19 protein-coding genes are annotated in these 16,304 nt (G+C 39.1%); 5 read left to right on the top strand and 14 right to left on the bottom strand.

Translation table 11 applies throughout. The annotated features are described in order from the left end of the window. Positions 1-43 precede the first annotated feature (43 nt). The gene (gene mdtG / locus ACT9TW_RS13930) at positions 44-1,294 is read left to right on the top strand and encodes a multidrug efflux MFS transporter MdtG (RefSeq protein ID WP_446492750.1); all 1,251 of its coding nucleotides are present in this window, start codon (positions 44-46) and stop codon (positions 1,292-1,294) included. Between the two features lie 610 nt (positions 1,295-1,904). On the opposite strand, the gene ACT9TW_RS13925 is transcribed toward mdtG, so the two are convergent. Beyond that, positions 1,905-3,079 (bottom strand): IS3 family transposase gene (locus ACT9TW_RS13925; protein WP_446492749.1). Its coding sequence is split into 2 segments (ribosomal slippage): positions 1,905-2,821 and positions 2,821-3,079, totalling 1,176 coding nucleotides; the frame shifts between segments, so codons are not numbered across the junction. Between the two features lie 179 nt (positions 3,080-3,258). On the opposite strand from ACT9TW_RS13925, the gene ACT9TW_RS13920 reads away from it, so the two are divergent. Together ACT9TW_RS13920 and ACT9TW_RS13915 are read left to right on the top strand one after the other, a co-directional pair. Beyond that, positions 3,259-3,468, top strand: a complete 210-nt coding sequence (locus ACT9TW_RS13920) for a hypothetical protein (protein ID WP_445663078.1) — start codon at positions 3,259-3,261, stop codon at positions 3,466-3,468. Between the two features lie 13 nt (positions 3,469-3,481). Beyond that, complete coding sequence (locus ACT9TW_RS13915; protein ID WP_446492748.1) at positions 3,482-4,570, top strand: DUF3800 domain-containing protein; 1,089 nt, start codon at positions 3,482-3,484, stop codon at positions 4,568-4,570. A 23-nt stretch (positions 4,571-4,593) separates the two neighbouring features. Here ACT9TW_RS13915 and ACT9TW_RS13910 read toward each other — a convergent pair whose 3' ends face one another. Genes ACT9TW_RS13910 through ACT9TW_RS13895 form a run of 4 tightly spaced genes read right to left on the bottom strand, consistent with a single transcriptional unit; the run spans position 4,594 to position 6,221 of the window. After that, complete coding sequence (locus tag ACT9TW_RS13910) at positions 4,594-4,887, bottom strand: 3TM-type holin (protein WP_446492747.1); 294 nt, start codon at positions 4,885-4,887, stop codon at positions 4,594-4,596. Further along, the gene (locus ACT9TW_RS13905; protein ID WP_446492746.1) at positions 4,884-5,198 is read right to left on the bottom strand and encodes a hypothetical protein; all 315 of its coding nucleotides are present in this window, start codon (positions 5,196-5,198) and stop codon (positions 4,884-4,886) included. Before ACT9TW_RS13905 ends, ACT9TW_RS13910 begins: the two co-directional genes overlap by 4 nt. Continuing rightward, positions 5,195-5,770, bottom strand: coding sequence for a hypothetical protein (locus ACT9TW_RS13900; protein WP_446492745.1), 576 nt, complete (start codon positions 5,768-5,770; stop codon positions 5,195-5,197). Before ACT9TW_RS13900 ends, ACT9TW_RS13905 begins: the two co-directional genes overlap by 4 nt. A 4-nt stretch (positions 5,771-5,774) precedes the next feature. After that, positions 5,775-6,221: a hypothetical protein gene (locus ACT9TW_RS13895; RefSeq protein WP_446492744.1), complete on the bottom strand. Its 447-nt coding sequence runs from the start codon at positions 6,219-6,221 to the stop codon at positions 5,775-5,777. Positions 6,222-6,264: 43 nt separating this feature from the next. Between ACT9TW_RS13895 and ACT9TW_RS13890 the strand changes: the two genes are divergently transcribed. Then, positions 6,265-6,714 carry a glycoside hydrolase family protein gene (locus ACT9TW_RS13890; RefSeq protein WP_446492743.1) on the top strand — a complete coding sequence of 150 codons (450 nt, stop codon included), beginning with the start codon at positions 6,265-6,267 and terminating at the stop codon, positions 6,712-6,714. A 39-nt stretch (positions 6,715-6,753) separates the two neighbouring features. On the opposite strand, the gene ACT9TW_RS13885 is transcribed toward ACT9TW_RS13890, so the two are convergent. The 7 genes from ACT9TW_RS13885 to ACT9TW_RS13855 are packed head-to-tail and all read right to left on the bottom strand — an operon-like array spanning position 6,754 to position 12,842. Then, a complete protein-coding gene (locus tag ACT9TW_RS13885) occupies positions 6,754-7,023 on the bottom strand; it encodes a hypothetical protein (RefSeq protein WP_446492742.1) in 270 nt (89 codons plus the stop codon). A gap of 35 nt (positions 7,024-7,058) precedes the next feature. Further along, positions 7,059-7,715, bottom strand: a complete 657-nt coding sequence (locus ACT9TW_RS13880) for a hypothetical protein (protein ID WP_446492741.1) — start codon at positions 7,713-7,715, stop codon at positions 7,059-7,061. A 2-nt stretch (positions 7,716-7,717) separates the two neighbouring features. Next, positions 7,718-8,014, bottom strand: a complete 297-nt coding sequence (locus tag ACT9TW_RS13875; protein ID WP_446492740.1) for a hypothetical protein — start codon at positions 8,012-8,014, stop codon at positions 7,718-7,720. Between the two features lie 50 nt (positions 8,015-8,064). Next, the gene (locus ACT9TW_RS13870) at positions 8,065-11,268 is read right to left on the bottom strand and encodes a phage tail tip fiber protein (protein WP_446492739.1); all 3,204 of its coding nucleotides are present in this window, start codon (positions 11,266-11,268) and stop codon (positions 8,065-8,067) included. Then, positions 11,261-11,641 carry a DUF6950 family protein gene (locus ACT9TW_RS13865; protein WP_446492738.1) on the bottom strand — a complete coding sequence of 127 codons (381 nt, stop codon included), beginning with the start codon at positions 11,639-11,641 and terminating at the stop codon, positions 11,261-11,263. The genes ACT9TW_RS13870 and ACT9TW_RS13865 overlap by 8 nt, the downstream gene beginning before the upstream one ends. 23 nt (positions 11,642-11,664) lie before the next feature. Next, positions 11,665-12,288, bottom strand: coding sequence for a DUF2163 domain-containing protein (locus ACT9TW_RS13860; RefSeq protein WP_446492737.1), 624 nt, complete (start codon positions 12,286-12,288; stop codon positions 11,665-11,667). Beyond that, positions 12,288-12,842 (bottom strand): hypothetical protein, encoded by a 555-nt coding sequence (locus tag ACT9TW_RS13855; protein ID WP_446492736.1) that lies wholly within the window; start codon positions 12,840-12,842, stop codon positions 12,288-12,290. Before ACT9TW_RS13855 ends, ACT9TW_RS13860 begins: the two co-directional genes overlap by 1 nt. Before the next feature lie 72 nt (positions 12,843-12,914). Between ACT9TW_RS13855 and ACT9TW_RS13850 the strand changes: the two genes are divergently transcribed. Then, positions 12,915-13,697, top strand: a complete 783-nt coding sequence (locus ACT9TW_RS13850; RefSeq protein WP_446492735.1) for a DUF726 domain-containing protein — start codon at positions 12,915-12,917, stop codon at positions 13,695-13,697. A 34-nt stretch (positions 13,698-13,731) separates the two neighbouring features. Here the strand turns inward: ACT9TW_RS13850 and ACT9TW_RS13845 are convergent, their stop codons facing one another. Continuing rightward, positions 13,732-15,933: a hypothetical protein gene (locus tag ACT9TW_RS13845; protein ID WP_446492734.1), complete on the bottom strand. Its 2,202-nt coding sequence runs from the start codon at positions 15,931-15,933 to the stop codon at positions 13,732-13,734. Beyond that, entirely contained in the window at positions 15,920-16,237 is a 318-nt protein-coding gene (locus tag ACT9TW_RS13840) for a hypothetical protein (RefSeq protein WP_446492733.1), read from the bottom strand. Before ACT9TW_RS13840 ends, ACT9TW_RS13845 begins: the two co-directional genes overlap by 14 nt. Positions 16,238-16,304 lie beyond the last annotated feature (67 nt).

Here is a 16,304-nt window from a genome sequence, read left to right as displayed (position 1 = left end):
ACCTCTACTTTATCGTGCGCTGCACCTCGTTATGCGGATTGTTATGTCACCCTCAGATGCCCCCATAAACTGGAAACGTAACCTCACGGTTGCCTGGCTTGGCTGTTTTCTCACCGGTGCAGCATTCAGCCTGGTGATGCCTTTCCTTCCCCTCTATGTCGAACAGCTTGGCGTGACAGGTCACAGTGCGCTGAATATGTGGTCAGGACTGGTGTTCAGTATCACCTTCCTGTTCTCGGCGATTGCCTCACCGTTCTGGGGCGGGCTTGCCGACCGTAAAGGGCGAAAAATCATGCTACTGCGTTCCGCGCTTGGCATGTCCATTATTATGGTGCTGATGGGAATGGCGCAGAACGTCTGGCAGTTCCTGATTTTACGCGCACTGCTGGGTCTGCTGGGCGGGTTTGTGCCCAACGCTAACGCTCTTATCGCCACGCAAATTCCCCGACATAAAAGCGGCTGGGCACTGGGGACGCTTTCAACAGGTGCGGTGAGCGGTGCGCTACTGGGGCCACTTGCTGGCGGGTTACTGGCAGATAATTACGGGTTGCGACCGGTCTTTTTCATCACCGCCAGCGTGTTGTTCCTCTGTTTTATCGTCACCTTGCTCTGTATCCGGGAAAAATTTACCCCGGTTGCCAAAAAAGAGATGCTCCACGCCAGGGACGTTCTGGCTTCGCTGAAAAACCCGAAACTGGTATTAAGCCTGTTTGTCACCACCATGATAATCCAGGTCGCCACGGGCTCTATTGCTCCGATTCTGACGCTCTACGTGCGTGATCTCGCGGGTAATGTGAATAATATTGCCTTTATCAGCGGGCTTATTGCTTCTGTGCCCGGGGTTGCCGCGCTGCTGAGTGCGCCGCGTCTGGGAAGACTGGGCGATAAGATTGGCCCGGAGAAGATCCTGATTTGTGCGCTGGTCATCTCGGTATTGTTGCTCATCCCGATGTCGATGGTGCAATCCCCGTGGCAGCTGGGCCTGCTCCGTTTCCTGCTGGGCGCCGCAGATGGCGCACTTCTTCCCGCGGTTCAGACCTTGCTGGTTTATAACTCCACCAACCAGATCGCCGGGCGTATTTTTAGCTATAACCAGTCGTTCCGTGACATCGGCAATGTCACCGGACCGCTCGTCGGCGCAGGGGTTTCTGCAAGCTTTGGTTTTCGCGCCGTATTTATCGTGACTGCAGGTGTGGTCCTGTTTAACGCCATCTATTCCTGGTTCAGTTTATCGAGAGCATTACGCCCTGCTCCCGGCGAGCCGGCTGAACAAAATAGCCCTGCCCGCGAATAAGACGAAGGCGTGACGGCATATTTTCGTATTCATACTTGCAGGATCTGATAATCAGCTATTCTTTCCCTGAATACCTTCTCGAAAACAGGGAGAAACTGATGACCATGTACGCCACGCTGGAAGCAGGGTAAAGTAAAATACATCATAAATTTGTGCCGTTTTAGCCCACACAGATTCTCCCACAAATCACTTTCGTATCGTTCCTTTCAGCCTTGTAGCAGGATAATTTGAGTTGTTACGTATATTGGCAATTTCTTGTTTTATCCGGTCGATTTCTCCCAGTAATTTGAACGCCTCCCTTAAACCCTTGCGTAGCTTCCGCTTCTGTTCTTCTGTAATCTCTTGTATTTTCATGTTTAATCTCTATCTATAGATGTACATACTATGCGGTCATAAGTTTGTGCCGTCATAGTCCACACAAACGCTTTCACAAATCACCTTCGTACCGTTCCATTCATCTTTGTAGATACTGGTGTCGATACCGCAACCAGGCTGGAACGTGTACCCCGTCTCATTCACGAACTTCTGGTACTTAGTTGTCTGTACTGAAGAGTCATAGTACCTATTACCTGAATACTTAAATCCTGCTGAACCTTGCGGTATGTAGTGGTCAACAAAAACTGGCCACGGCTTTGGAGTTTTTCCAGAACAATCGTTCTGATTCATTCGGCGTCAAGCCACCATTATATTGATGGGGTCTGAGCTGGCTGTAATATCCCGTGATGTAGTTCGTTATCGCTGCGCTGGCTTCGCTAACATTAGCGTATCCATTATCCGGCACCCATTCTGTTTTCAGACTTCTAAAAAAACGTTCCATCGGACTGTTATCCCAGCAATTTCCCCGGCGACTCAGGCTTTGCTTTATCTGATATCTCCACAGTAACTGCCTGAAATTCCTGCTGGTATAGTGGCTACCTTGATCCGAGTGATACAGCAAATTAGCTGGCTTTCCTCGCGCTTCCCAGGCCATGGACAGCGCTTTCGCTGTCAGTGCTGAGTCCGGGAAAAATGACATCGCCCAGCCAACCGGTTTACGTGAAAACAGATCAAGCACTACGGCCAAATAAGCCCAGCGTTTACCCGTCCAGATATAAGTCACATCACCACACCAGACCTGATTAGGCTCTGTTACAGCAAACTGGCGTTCCAGATAATTAGGGATCTCAACGTGTTCTTTAGACACCTTTTTATATCGATGACCTGGCTGCTGACAGCTGATGAGACGAAGCTCTTTCATCAGTTTTGTTGCCCGCCAGCGGCTAAGTTTTACACCTTTGTTCGTGACCATCGCGGCAATATTACGAGCACCTGCGGAACCATTACTTTCGCGATAGCTTTCACGGACAAGACTGAGTAATACCACGCGTGTGGCATCAGGCTTCTTTGGCTGCCGCCAGTATTTATAGCTGCTGCGGTGAACCCCAAACACGTTGCACACGACGGCAACGGGAAACCGCGCCCTGAGTTTCTCAACTAATGAGAACTGTTCAGGGAGCCTGACATCAAGAGCGCGGTAGCCTTTTTTAATATATCTCTTTCCATTTCAACGCGTTGAAGTCTTTTCTTTAGCTCGCGTATTTCAATCTGCTCAGGTGTCATGGGTGAAGCTATGGGTGATTTTCCCGATCGTTCTTCTTTCAACTGGCGGACCCACTTATCCATCGTGGATTTGCCGACATTCATTGCCGTGGCAGCGGCGGCAACGGTGTAATGCTGATCGAGTACAAGCTGGGCAGCTTCAAGGCGAAACTCGGGGCTAAAATTGCGTCTGTTACGTCCGGTCATAATGTCACCTGTTTTTGACTATGAGGCGATGATATCACCTCTATTCAGGTGGCCAAATTTAGTGTGCCACTACAGGATTAAATCCATTACTTGAATGTGTAATGCTGATTCCTTTTTTGTAATTCTTGCCATAAAATACCCTTGTACAATTTGTGTACGGGTATTTAGGAGGATTTGCAATGACTGAAGAACAGTTTGAACGCGAGTACCCAAAAGATAAGTACCGTTATGTAAAACAAAGAATGCGTACAAAAGGAACGATGCAACAAACAGAAATCGAAGATTTCGACATAATTCTTATAGAATCTGGTGAAGTAGTACTAAAGGCAACACGAACAGAACACACAAATCTTAAGGGATTTAAAACCACTGTCGATTGGGATTGGTAAGATGAACTATTATATGGATGAAAGCGGAAACACTGGCGATATTATTAACAGAAAAAAGGATGTGAATTTTTCAAATCAGCCTATTTTTGCTCATTCATGTATTGGCTTTAGTACTGAGAGCCTCAGAAAGATCGAGGCTTTCATTAAAGTATTAAAAAGAAATTTTGACATACCTGATGAGCAAGAATTAAAATCAGAAGATTTTTATTTCAAAAACCCAAAATTAATTATGTTGATATCTTTATTTTTGGTTGATCACAACATCCCCATAATCTGTGAGGTCACAGATAAAAAACATAATATCGCAATAGCTATAGTGCAAAACTTGATTTTTCCTCAAAGTGAGGAAAATGAGCGACAAGAAGCAAATGTCATACGAAGCATGATAGCTGAGAGAATCACAGAACATGCACCAGAAGAATGTTTCAAAAGATATATGGCAATGTGTCAACTTCGAACAGATAAGAGTTTCTATGATCTAATCGATGTTTTGAAAGTGTTTTTTTCTGGATCTGACCCACAGGATATTTTTGCATTAAAAATGATTGAAATGACAATCGATGACTATGAAGAATTTAAAAAAGAAAACAATATTGAAAGTGCTGCGAAATATTTTATGATGTTGCCTGATTTTGATAGCAGTGGTAATGAAGTGAAAATGTTACCATTAGTTTACAGCTTTTATAACATTGCAGCTCGTTTGAATAAACACCATAAAAAGAATCTCAAGAATATTAAAGTTATCCATGATACAACATATGAATATTCTAAAACACTAAAATATTGCTTGACCAACATTCTCAAATCAGAATTGAAAAATAAAGATAGCGTCCCAAATAGTGATTATGAATTGAAAGAGACTTTTGAACTTTATTTCGAAGATTCAAAGAATAGTATTGGTATTCAAGTAGCAGACTTAGTAGCAGGATTTCTACAAAGATACATTAATGGCACACTGTATAAACAAATTAAAGTTGAAAATATCTACCACGGTATTTTCGAACTATTGATAAAACAAAACCAATTAAACAATCCGCTTGGAGTTAATTTTGTATTACCCGAGACTAAGCGTTATTGGCTTTTTCATAAATTTGACTTATAAAAAAAGCCCCAAGCGGGGCTTTTTTAGTTTCCACCAACCATAATCAATAGTACTTGCATAAGTTGTCCAAGCGGTACTTGGATTAACACAATACCGAAGTAATCAAATACTGGTATAATAATCCAGTTATAGAGAATGATTAAAGTGATCACAAAGCCAAGAGCATTACGCCAATGGAATGATACCTTTTCGATCTCTTCTTTGTTGGTTTCTATCTGCCCTTCGGCATTTGTTTTTTCTACATCTGCTTGAATAGTTTTTCTCTTAAGGAAAAAGTCCATACCCTTTGATAGTAGTTCTACTATTACACTTATCATTCTATGATCCCCACGTTGTAAGCCCAAAAATGTTTACCTTTTACGAATAGCTTTTTACATTCAATAACGTACACCGATAATACTAAACCTTGTAATTCCCATTCATATACTTCACCATTTTCAAAAGATTGTGGTTTCTCATAGATAACATTCATTACTGAATCTATCGTGCGAGTACTATTCTTAATGATCTTTTGAAATTTCTTACCAAGAAACATTTTGTTCATCGGCATACTATTAGCATCTGGTGTAATGCCATTCATAGTAATTTCACTGGTTAATTCACCATAATGTTGTTCTATGCTATTCATCTTTTTGTTACCCTAAATGTACCTTTAATATCACTAATCATTACACGTACACCTTTATCTACTTCGGTGTAGAAGTCATAGATAATCTTGCGTCGTTTCTCTTCACGTAGACCAATTACACGTTTTGTTTTTCGTTTAGTATCTTTTTTACTGGTATCAATTAAACGTTCTTTACCATTCTTACCTTTTACTACTTTGTATTGACCTGATGAAATGCGTTTTTTCATCATTGAAATGTTACCAAATCGATCAAGTCTAGCAGTACTAGTAGGAATGAATTTATCCACGGTCTTTTGCTCTACTAAAACTTCATAAAGATACTTTGCCTGAATGTTTTTAATCATAATGGTACAAGAAACGCCATTCCCGCGTTTCTTATACATGTAAAGTACTGCCCTTTGTGTAAATGAAACAGCACCCTTATCTATAGAATTATTTAAATCTGTTTGTATTCTTTGGGATAGTACTCTTGAACGGTTTATAAGTTCTAATTGGAATTGTTTACCTAACTTGATTCCCTGTTTGTTTATGTAGTTCTTAGTACTATTAATCCCATTTATTCTACTTGCCATGTATTTACCTCAATATCTCTAATAACTCTTGTACTATTCCCAAGAGATGCTTTTTATCTTTTACGTTTGGTGCTCTAATCTTCGTCATCATTGCGAGATTCAAACAATTAGGTTTCAACATCTCATGAAGAATCAAAATAGACTCCACTAGTAAGGTTTCACGCATTGTAGGAAAGGCATAAAGAATGATTTTTCGGTATTGTTCACCATCTTCAATTTTTTGATTTACGATCTTTGAACTGCTTGTATAGTTCTCCCAACCATTTCCAACTGAATCAACCTTCAACCTCTTCACTTCCTTTACCCTCTTGTACATCTGTTTAGAACCGATGTAAGTACAACCATCTTCAAATTGAAATAGATAAACAAACCCTACGTAATCGCCATTAGTTAAAGTACGTTCATCCCAATCTTCTGTAAATTCCCATTCCGTAGGACAATGAATATCCATAAGTAAATACACCTATATTAATTAACTATATAGGTATTTATTAATGGCAACGTTAAAAGAGAGATTAAAAGTACTGGAAGGTACAAAACAATATCAAACAAAAATGAAGTACTACCGAAAGGGCAAATTCTGGATTTATAAAGATTCTGAAGGTTTTGATACCATTGGGTACGGTCATTTCGTACACCGTGGCGAGGATTTCAGTACTGGACTCACAGAAGACGAAGCAGACAAACTACTAGATCATGATATACAAATCGCGATTAATAACATGGAAACTTTAAACATTTGGCTACCAGATGATTGGCGTGATTTCATGGTTATTATGATTTTCCAATTGGGTTTAGGTGGCGTTCAGAAGTTCAAAAAGATGTTACAAGCACTTCGAGATAAAAACTATCCTGAAGCAGTTGAACAAGCTAAAGATTCACTATGGTATAAACAAACCCCAAATCGTTTAAACGCTATGATAGCTGAGCTAACAAACAAATAAAAAAAGAGGCAAGTACTTTATAGTAGCTTGCCTTTTCTATTATTTATCACTTCGTTCAAGAATGGTAATAATCTTTTCAATTTTCACATCCAAATCATGAATCTGATTTTCAAGTTTACGTAATGAATCACGCATTTGATCTTGATCAGATTCAATACGTTCAATACTTGATTCTTGTACAGCCTGTTTAGTTTCAATGTTACTAACACGAGAAAGTAGATCATTTGTATCTTTTGTATTATCCCTAAAGATAGAATATAAAAAAACACATCCAGAAATAACAAGTGCCAAAATACTACCAATTTCCATAATCATTATCCCGCTTATTATTATTGTACATATATTTAGTATCCAGTGAATGAAGCAAGGGCAATACTAAGCCCATTACTCCCCATTGCCTGGCGATATGTTTTCTGATTCTTAGATACATATTGTAAGCTGAATGAAGTACTGGAATTGCGGCGTATGACTAGACCTGAATAACCAATAGTTACTCCATCATCCGATAAATTGCCAGGACATTGTGACCAGCAGAACCACGGATCAGCAAATGAAGTTGTTACCGTAATAGCAGTACTGAGATCAGTAGCAGCAGGTACAGTAAAGAAATCACGTATACGTGGCATTGTTCCGGCTGACGCCGCAGACCATATCAAACTACCAGATGCGTTATAGACGTCCAGATACCCCGATACGGGTGTAGCAGTATGTGTACTTGTCATGAATCGACCAATACCAGGCTGGAACATGCTCGCCCCAGGAAAGCACCAACCGCCATTAGTCTGTATCTGAAACCAGTACTGTGAAGTGTTCCTATTCGTGATGGTATTGGCATTTAAGCTACCAAGAGCACCACCATTACCAAAGGCACATGTAAAACCTGTATAGTAGCCCTGATCAGTTAACGTACCCATCCCTTTAACGCTACCAGTGAGAATTGACTTGTTTGTACTGTCAATCGTTAGAGCACCTGCCGAGTTATAGACCTCAAAACCTGACATCGTTATACCTCCCACTTATAGACGTTGAAACTATAAGTACCTGCTGTTGGTGATGCCGTTGGAAAGTAGATAATTGACATTGAACCGTTGTTACAGATAACCGACCATTCATTAAACACATCTGACGCTGGAGCATAGCTAGCAAACCAGCCAGTAGTACGCATACCAGGAACCGTGACAGTGTATGATTGAGCTGATGTAGCTGTAATTGTGTACGTTCCCATGAAACGCATATTGTAGTCACCTAGATTTACAATCAAAGTACCGGAAGCATTCCAGCACTGTAAACCTTGAGCCATATTTAAATCCTTTTAAAAGCGTAGGGGTATAATCGCCCCTACAATATTTATTACCACAATCCCATTCTTACTCGTAGAACATCATTGTTATCAAAAATCTGAATTATATTATTACTGATAACCATTCTGCCCGTGCCACCACTACCATTAATGTAGAAAGTCCCAGCCTTATTAATCTGCCAACCTGAACTATTAGCTACGTAGTTTGTACTTTGAATAGTTCCAGCGATCTTAGCGGTAGTAATTGCCGCATCTACAATCTCTGCCGTATTCACTGAAGCACTAGCTATTTTCGCATTTGTAATTGCTGAATCAGCTATATAGGCCGTACCAATACTTGCCGCTTGGATCATACTTGTCTTGATATATGTAGTACCGTTCACTATGGCAAATGGAGCCGTACCGCCTACCGTAGCAGTATCAGTACCGGAAACAATAAACTTGTTAGCAGCAACATATAGTGCTGAGTTTGTACTTGCACCCTGTGACGCGACTAGACGAATGCCCGCTACTGTACCATTAGCATTTACTGATAGTGAGTATTGAGAATCTACAGTACTCGCAGTAGCTTTAGTACTCATTTGTTGGTTAACAGTAGCAATCTGTCCATTAACATCACTTCGCAATTGAGTAACTGCCTGTGTTTGAGCAGAGTTATTATCAACGACTGTTTTTGATAGTGTACCAATCTGTGCTGTGTTGTTATTGACACTATTCTTGACTATATTGACTTGAGTATTAGTATAATCATTCGACTCGTTAACCGCATTATTTAATGTATCGGTTAAACGATCATCTAAGTCTAATATCGCATTAATGTTATCAGCATCTTCCTGTGTGAAAACATACTTAGAGTTAATTGTGATTACTTGAGCAGGTGAATAGTTGATATTATCCGTACCAAACACATCAAAGAATCCCATTTTAACCGTATAAGTACCATCAACTATATTAGGTACTGAATCAAACTCTGGAGCATAACTTGTATATAATTTAGTTGTAGTACCGGAAACAATACTGATAATAGCACCAGCATAATCACGTTCAGTTGATTTAGTCCAGCTACAGAACAAGTTACCAAAACCACCAGTGAAACTAACACCTGTTACTAAAGCCGCCTGTTTATTCTCAACTGTAATTTTCACTTCAGCAGAATAAGTTCCAGTATTAAAACCTTGTGCGATAATCCCAATAGTAGGTTTACGAATCTTTAGACGGTTAATAGCAAGAGTTAAATTAAAACTATTATCTTGTGTATAGAATGTGTCTACTAAGGTTGTACCATTATAGATGTTAATCGTATAGTACTTGAAATAGCTCGTAAATGAACGACCATTTACCATCAAGTTCTTTTGTGAATCCCAACGAATATTGAAATCTGGAGCATCAGTTACATATGCCGATTCTGTTTTATTTGCCAATACCGCACCAGTTACAGCAGGTAACGAGAAATTGTATGTAGGCACAATACCAGTTAGTGATAAACGTGGTGATTGTAGACCCAAATTATTATAGGCAATCACTGAGAAGTCATAACTAGCTGTATCTGACAAACCAAATAACTCATATTCAAGCAACTGTACTGAGGATGCTCCCGCATACGTCCAGTTTGTAGCACTATTCAATTTATAGTAAACATAATAACCACGTAGGTATGGATCTGGTGAAGCATCCCAGGTTAGGTTTACAATAGAGCCACTATTCGTATTACCACGGCGTACAGCCTGTAAGTTAGTTGGTGGAAGTATTTGTAGTTGTGGGAACCCAATAGTACCACCTGGCGACCACACACCCGGATCTACGCCATCATACATAGCATCAGGAGCTTCTACAGCAGTGATAGTAACGTAGCCTACGTTCTCTTGATCGGTGCTGATATCCTTGCTTAGTACTTTCCACTTACCTGAAATGCTAAGTTCATCATTTGAAACGGTGATAGCATCCCATACTTTCAAATCCCAACCTTCAGAAGTAGTAAAGCTAATGGTACGTAACGCATATTTTGCTTTAAGAACGTCCACGTTTGCCATTTTAGCAATTACTTCCTGATCATACGCCCATGTATAATCACGGCTTAATGCTATTACTTGCCCATCTTTCTGTACTGCTTCATCAATAGTAATATCGGATGGAATGCGTACTACATCAGTTGTATACATCGATTCGGGGTTAGTAAATTTACAGTCTACGACGTTAAAGTAATCCGTAAATCCTGAAGTACTGACCTGTACCGAGCCAACCATATTACGCTCATTGAATGAAGCAACCGATAGGGTTTTACGGTCGGTAGTTAAGCAGATTTGACCAGCATGGACATACATGATCCCGCCGAAAGATTGACAAATATTCTCAATATTATCTTTGTAAGTACTTTGATAACTAATTGCCCCATTAGCGTAGTACTCGAAAGCATCACAGTACTGTGCTGTTTCAGTAAATGTATCAAGATTAATTAACCCTGGTTCAATACCCATACCATACGTAGTATTAGTTAGGTAATCATAGATAATTGAAGGTGGATTACTTGAAGCAAATGAAGTATCAGAAACCAAATCGAAAATAACCTGCCCTTTCATTTCTACAGTTAGTGCGAATTGGTCATTTACAAGTAGATTATTTTCAAGTGACTTTTGAGTTTTCTTGATAACGGTACTGATACTAACAACACCTTTACCAAGAAATTTGTTAGTCCATTTACTGCCCGCATATTGAGCGGCTAGCATTTTAGTAGTTGTATAGTTACCTCCAAAACGTACTTCTAATTGAAGTATGTCCTGATATTTTGCCGCAATACTTGCTTTGGGTACTACACCATCTTGTGTAATTGGTACTGCTAGTACTGGCTCATTATCAATATAGATTTGAAGTATATTCTTTTCAGTACCAGAATATGCCACGGCTTGTTCACTAAAGAGATACTGAGAATCTGAATTTGGTACGTTATACCAACTAACGATACTCCCAGTAAGAATATATGAACCACCTGATACACCGTTTTTATGTGGTAGTTGACCACCGTATAGTACTGGTAATCCCGTAACTGGCGATACTGATCGAGATGCGTTATCAGCAACGTCGTTATATCCCGATACCCCAACTTGACCTAGCATAGAGGTAGCTACTAGTGATACAGCACCCGCTGAAGCCCCCCAACCAACAGCAGCTAGAGCAGTACCGCCACTGAAATATACAGCAGCAGCGACTACAACCGCAGTCACGATAGCCCCGAAGAAGCCGCCTAAACTTTTACCCATGCTTATGTTTCCTTACTCTATAGTACTGTCCTTTTGTTGGTTTTGGGTGAAGTACAAAGCCATCATGTGAATCATTCACCCCAAGTACACGGCCTGAAGCAACTACCGCCATAACTAATGGATTGTCTGGATCTAACCAGATATCCCCATCTATAACGCTCTCTACGGGGTTACAGTACTGTTCAACAATTTCCCCTGTATGATTCCACCCATCAGCATTTAAACCCTCTATACCCTCTTTAATGCTCGTATATTGGCGATCTGCTAGTGTAGTTGTCCCATTAATCAAATCGATGATACGTAGTACAATCAAGTTACAATCGTTATCACCATACTTATATGGGTTATCCAGTGAGTACTGAATAATACTCATAATCTCATTATGTAAATTTCTCATTATTTGTACTTCCAATTCTGATTTTGGTTAACCTGGCCTAATAGACTAAAGTACTCATCACCTTTATAGATGGATTGATATACTGAATTAGCAGCAATTAATGCAGGTTGACGATCTAGTTTTTTATATACTGAGTTCACATAGATAGTCATTTCATTTTGTTCCTGATTTGGATCTGCTATGGCCTGTACATAATCAATAAAACCAGTAAACATAAGCATTGAATCAATCACTGTACTGTTATATGGATTTAAAATTACCAGTTTGATATTCATCTGAGCATCTTTAAGGAAACCACCAAAAGCAAGAGCACGTACTGAATCATTCACGTTACTTACTTTGAAGTTGATAGCATCATTGGTAATGCCTTTTTGCTCTGAATATGACGGTAGAGAACCACTGATAATGTCGGGAAAACTGATATATTGATAACCATCTAAATCAATATCGATTAGTGAATCAGTCCAGTGAAAACCATTTGTACCCTTGGGTAGAACATCAAAGCATGTAACATTAACGCCCATACTCATAACGTCCATTAGTGTTAATCGAGTTTTTGTAGTACCTTTAGTTAGTTTCCAGTATTTCAATAGATCCGCATTTGTATATGTACTCGCATTCATTAGAATATATTCTCCGTCGCTTTCAATGTAACGGACATTAGATTTCCAATTGTGGTTGAATAATCATTATCTGGATCTAATACCGCTTCAATCATCAAGTTGTTATATTTAATAATTTCGCTGGCTTGTACTTGATTTTGTAATACCGGAAAAATAGTAATACTAGTACTGGTACGTTCAACAATACGGTAAATTTTATTATGATTACTGAATTGTACCCACTCACCAATAGCCATAGCATTAGTATTGGTAGGGATAACCATATTGCCCTTTGCGATAGCAGCAGTACTAGTTAATGAGCCTGTTTGAGTACCACGATAAGTACCAGCAACACCAAGTGACATAGTGAACGGTTTACCCTGTGCGTACTGTGCTACAAAGGCGTTATATTCATTGCTATGTGAAGCATTGAAATTTAGTGTGAATTGAATTTGATAATATTGGATTCCAGTACTTCGCATAATACGCTGACCAGTCCATGTTTGATTAGAGTAGATTGGTTCTACACTTTTTAATTGAAAGTTAGTTACTTTCACGTTATTAGAAAATTGCATATTAACCCCTTTAAATATTGCTTTACTTTTTATTCTTTATATATTTATAATCACTAAAAAAAGAGGTGTTTAATGGAATTTTTCAAGCACAATTATCAATCACTTTTCGGTTTTGATCGTAAGTGTGAGATAGAAATCATCATTAAAAATGAAGACCATGATGGGATTCCAGTTGTAATTGCCCCTGGTTTTCTGACAGAAGAACAAGAAGATTGGTTAACCTATATACAAGAAAGAATAGATGCTCCTTTAATTTATGTTAAGTGGAGATCATCTTCTGTTTTAAAAATAACAAAAAACGTACTTATCCCTATAGTACCTACTTCTCTGATTCCAGGCATCGGATTATATAGATTCACTGGTTTAATAGGTACTGTCTATAAAAACTGGAGTAATGCTGCTAAAGAAGCATCTTTGGCAGGTAGAGATCTAGCTAAAGTACTTAATGACATTTGGGATGATGATGATAAAGCAATATTTATTGGGCATTCTCTTGGTGTTAGGGTAATAACTCAAGCCATGAAAAACTTAAACCATGATAATGTTCTAACATCAATATCTATTGCTGGGGCAATTGACCTAGAAGACTATGAAGAGAGAATATCAGCCATAAAATCCAAAAGAAGAATTAAGCATAGTAATTTGTATAGCGATAATGACTCTATTCTTAAATGGCTTTATAGAATTGGTGAACTTAATTTCAAAAATCAACCTGTTGGTCTTATGCGTTGTGATTTAGATAATGTAATAAATTATAGAACGAGCATTGGTCATACTGAATACCATGAAAAGTATATATTCAGTAAGACTATTGTTGATCTTTACGATAAAGCTGTAAAATCCATTAAAGTTTAATGAATGAAAGTACTGGCAACCGTGCCAGTACTTTTTATGAATTACGCTTACGTGCGTTTGTATATGCCTGAGCTACGCTATTAGAGTGCTTTTTCAACATGTCATTAAACTTAGCATCATCACCAGCTACATCACCTTGAATGATTAGCGGGGCATTGATAATAGTGTCACCGGAAGTACCGCTACCAGAATCAACATTATCAAGAAACTTAGTTAACTTCTTATTCGCTTCTGGTTGTACTACACGTTCACCAGCTTTAAGTACGAATGATTTATTATCATAGCTAGATGGAAGTTCATCTACACCACCGTGGAACTGACCACTGCCCGCCCCTTTAGCAGTACTGATAATGTTCATACCTAATGATAAGATCTGTGCGTAGTTGGCTAGTGAAGCCGGGAACGGTGTAGCTAGTGCCTGTGCTAATGCTGATTGAATTGATAGTACTGTCTGAGCAATAGTAATACCACGTGATACAGCGTAGGCCGCCTGAGCAGCACCAGAAGACTCACCAAAAGCATCTACCATACCTTGAGCTAATGAATCTGCCGCATTACCGAAGATACTTAATTGTGCTTGTGCGTTTTGATTACTAATCGTAATGGCTTGAGCGTTATATTTTGCGGTAATTTGGGCTTTTCGTTCTTCATAGTCTTCATGACCTTTTAGTAATAGTTCATTTTGTTGTAGTTCGAAATTCATAGCCTCAGTATTTTCTTTCTGTAACTGATCAGTATTATCAAAGGCAAATGGATTATCACCATTAATACGCTCATTTTGCTGATCTGCTAGGAAACTAGTTTGAGTACTGTTTAATCCACCACTGGCAATTAACGCATTAGAATCTTTCAAACTCTTATTAGGATCTGAATAGCCAATCATTTGATTAACCATATCTAGACGCTTTGCCGCACCTGATGCCAATTGATCACTTAGAAGTTTCTGTAGTTGAGTTTTACTAAGTCCAAGAGTTGTTGCTGATTTATTAATTACATCTACTAGTGCTTTTTGTTGTCTGTCAAACTCTGCTAACTGCCTTTCATTACTGTCAATCGTCATATCGGCAATAGCTTTATCAAGTGCTGATTGAGCTGATAGGCGATCTCGTGCCGCTTTCTCTTGTAGGGTTTTGGCCTTTGCAGCCGCTTGCTCTTGCTTACGTTGTTCTTCTTTTAACTTCTTGTCACGATCTGCTTGTTCCTTAGCTGGATCTACATACCCGCCCTTTTCGTCTAATTGAACGGTAGCAGCCCCCAAAGGTAACGTATTGTTTAGTACTGGAGCCTTATTATTCTTTCGTCGTTCTTCTTCACCATCAATCATCGATTGAGTTAAGGGATCTACTAGATTGAGAATACCTAAGCTATTAAGCACCTTATGTAATGCGTTTGCTTTTGTTATGTAGGTATCAAAGAAATCAGTACTATCCGGTTTCTTACTCATTACATCTACAAAGTTATTAGTAGCTAAAACAATTGGGTTTAGTGCTTCAAATAGATACGTTTTACCAGTTTGAGTAAGTGTATTAAGATTTTTATCAAATTCCGCATACTGTTTAGCTTGCTCATCAGTAATATCTACTGATTCCTTCGAGATCTTCAACCACGCTTCATTAGCATTCGCGGATTCATTCAGTACACCAGTTAATTTACTGGCATCACTGGCTACTGATTCAAGTAGGAACTTCTGGTCCGCAACACTTGCCCCCGCATCACGTAAATCATAAAACATCTGAATTACTGCTTTTACGCCGCCTTGAGTATCATTTAAAAACTTAGTGTACTTCTTAGGATCTAAACCTACTGATTTGATATCATCAGAGATACCTCCACCATTACGGTAAGCATCAGCTAATTTATCAAGTGTGTCCTGGTTAATATCACCAAATTTTTCCGCATCAAATCCCGTTTCACGGAATGCCTTTTGAAGTTTCTGTAGCTGTTCTACTGATAATCCAGATTGTTTACTAAGTTGATTTAGTTCACGTACCATATCATTGGCTTTCAGTACTAGAGCACCAACAGAAGTAGCACCAAGGCCAGCAACTGAAATTACCCCACCTATGCCAGTACTCATTCGTCCAAAAGCACCCGCAATACTATCAGCACTTGAAGAAAGTGTACCGGATGTATTACGAGAGAATGTATCTAGTGATTTTAGTGATTGTGCTAATGCCCTTTGTAAACCAGTAGCATCACCATCAATATCTACACGAATATCATTATTTCTTGCCATTATTTTTTCTCATAGCCTCATTTTTAATAGCCTCACCAATGGAAGATATAGAAGTAGCTTGGTTATCTTCTTTATTGGCTTTTCGTTTTTCTGCTTTTTCACGAGTACTAAGAGTTGGATTAAGTACATCTAGAAAATCATAGTCGGATACCTTTAAGTTTTTCTTAGCTTCAGGTGTTAAAGTACTTGAATTAAGAGACGAGTAATAACATTGATATGCGTGTTTCAACATATCAATATGAATACCGGACGGTTCTATATAAGCATCATAAACCATTAGCATATCTAGTACTTCAGCATCCAAGTTAAAGTACTCATCAGGTGACAACCCTCTTTTGTTAACCATCTTACAAAAGTGTAATAACTGGCTA

The sequence above is a fragment of the Enterobacter sp. C4G1 genome (assembly GCF_052886895.1).
Note: the sequence above shows the minus strand (reverse complement) of the source record. Positions and strands in the feature narration are given on the sequence as shown.

Excerpts from the sequence above, each read along its gene's own strand:
- mdtG (WP_446492750.1), top strand. The coding sequence starts at position 44 with ATGTCACCCTCAGATGCCCCCATAAACTGGAAACGTAACCTCACGGTT.
- ACT9TW_RS13920 (WP_445663078.1), top strand. The coding sequence starts at position 3,259 with ATGACTGAAGAACAGTTTGAACGCGAGTACCCAAAAGATAAGTACCGT.
- ACT9TW_RS13915 (WP_446492748.1), top strand. The coding sequence starts at position 3,482 with ATGGATGAAAGCGGAAACACTGGCGATATTATTAACAGAAAAAAGGAT.
- ACT9TW_RS13910 (WP_446492747.1), bottom strand. The coding sequence starts at position 4,887 with ATGATAAGTGTAATAGTAGAACTACTATCAAAGGGTATGGACTTTTTC.
- ACT9TW_RS13905 (WP_446492746.1), bottom strand. The coding sequence starts at position 5,198 with ATGAATAGCATAGAACAACATTATGGTGAATTAACCAGTGAAATTACT.
- ACT9TW_RS13900 (WP_446492745.1), bottom strand. The coding sequence starts at position 5,770 with ATGGCAAGTAGAATAAATGGGATTAATAGTACTAAGAACTACATAAAC.
- ACT9TW_RS13895 (WP_446492744.1), bottom strand. The coding sequence starts at position 6,221 with ATGGATATTCATTGTCCTACGGAATGGGAATTTACAGAAGATTGGGAT.
- ACT9TW_RS13890 (WP_446492743.1), top strand. The coding sequence starts at position 6,265 with ATGGCAACGTTAAAAGAGAGATTAAAAGTACTGGAAGGTACAAAACAA.
- ACT9TW_RS13885 (WP_446492742.1), bottom strand. The coding sequence starts at position 7,023 with ATGGAAATTGGTAGTATTTTGGCACTTGTTATTTCTGGATGTGTTTTT.
- ACT9TW_RS13880 (WP_446492741.1), bottom strand. The coding sequence starts at position 7,715 with ATGTCAGGTTTTGAGGTCTATAACTCGGCAGGTGCTCTAACGATTGAC.
- ACT9TW_RS13875 (WP_446492740.1), bottom strand. The coding sequence starts at position 8,014 with ATGGCTCAAGGTTTACAGTGCTGGAATGCTTCCGGTACTTTGATTGTA.
- ACT9TW_RS13870 (WP_446492739.1), bottom strand. The coding sequence starts at position 11,268 with ATGGGTAAAAGTTTAGGCGGCTTCTTCGGGGCTATCGTGACTGCGGTT.
- ACT9TW_RS13865 (WP_446492738.1), bottom strand. The coding sequence starts at position 11,641 with ATGAGTATTATTCAGTACTCACTGGATAACCCATATAAGTATGGTGAT.
- ACT9TW_RS13860 (WP_446492737.1), bottom strand. The coding sequence starts at position 12,288 with ATGAATGCGAGTACATATACAAATGCGGATCTATTGAAATACTGGAAA.
- ACT9TW_RS13855 (WP_446492736.1), bottom strand. The coding sequence starts at position 12,842 with ATGCAATTTTCTAATAACGTGAAAGTAACTAACTTTCAATTAAAAAGT.
- ACT9TW_RS13850 (WP_446492735.1), top strand. The coding sequence starts at position 12,915 with ATGGAATTTTTCAAGCACAATTATCAATCACTTTTCGGTTTTGATCGT.
- ACT9TW_RS13845 (WP_446492734.1), bottom strand. The coding sequence starts at position 15,933 with ATGGCAAGAAATAATGATATTCGTGTAGATATTGATGGTGATGCTACT.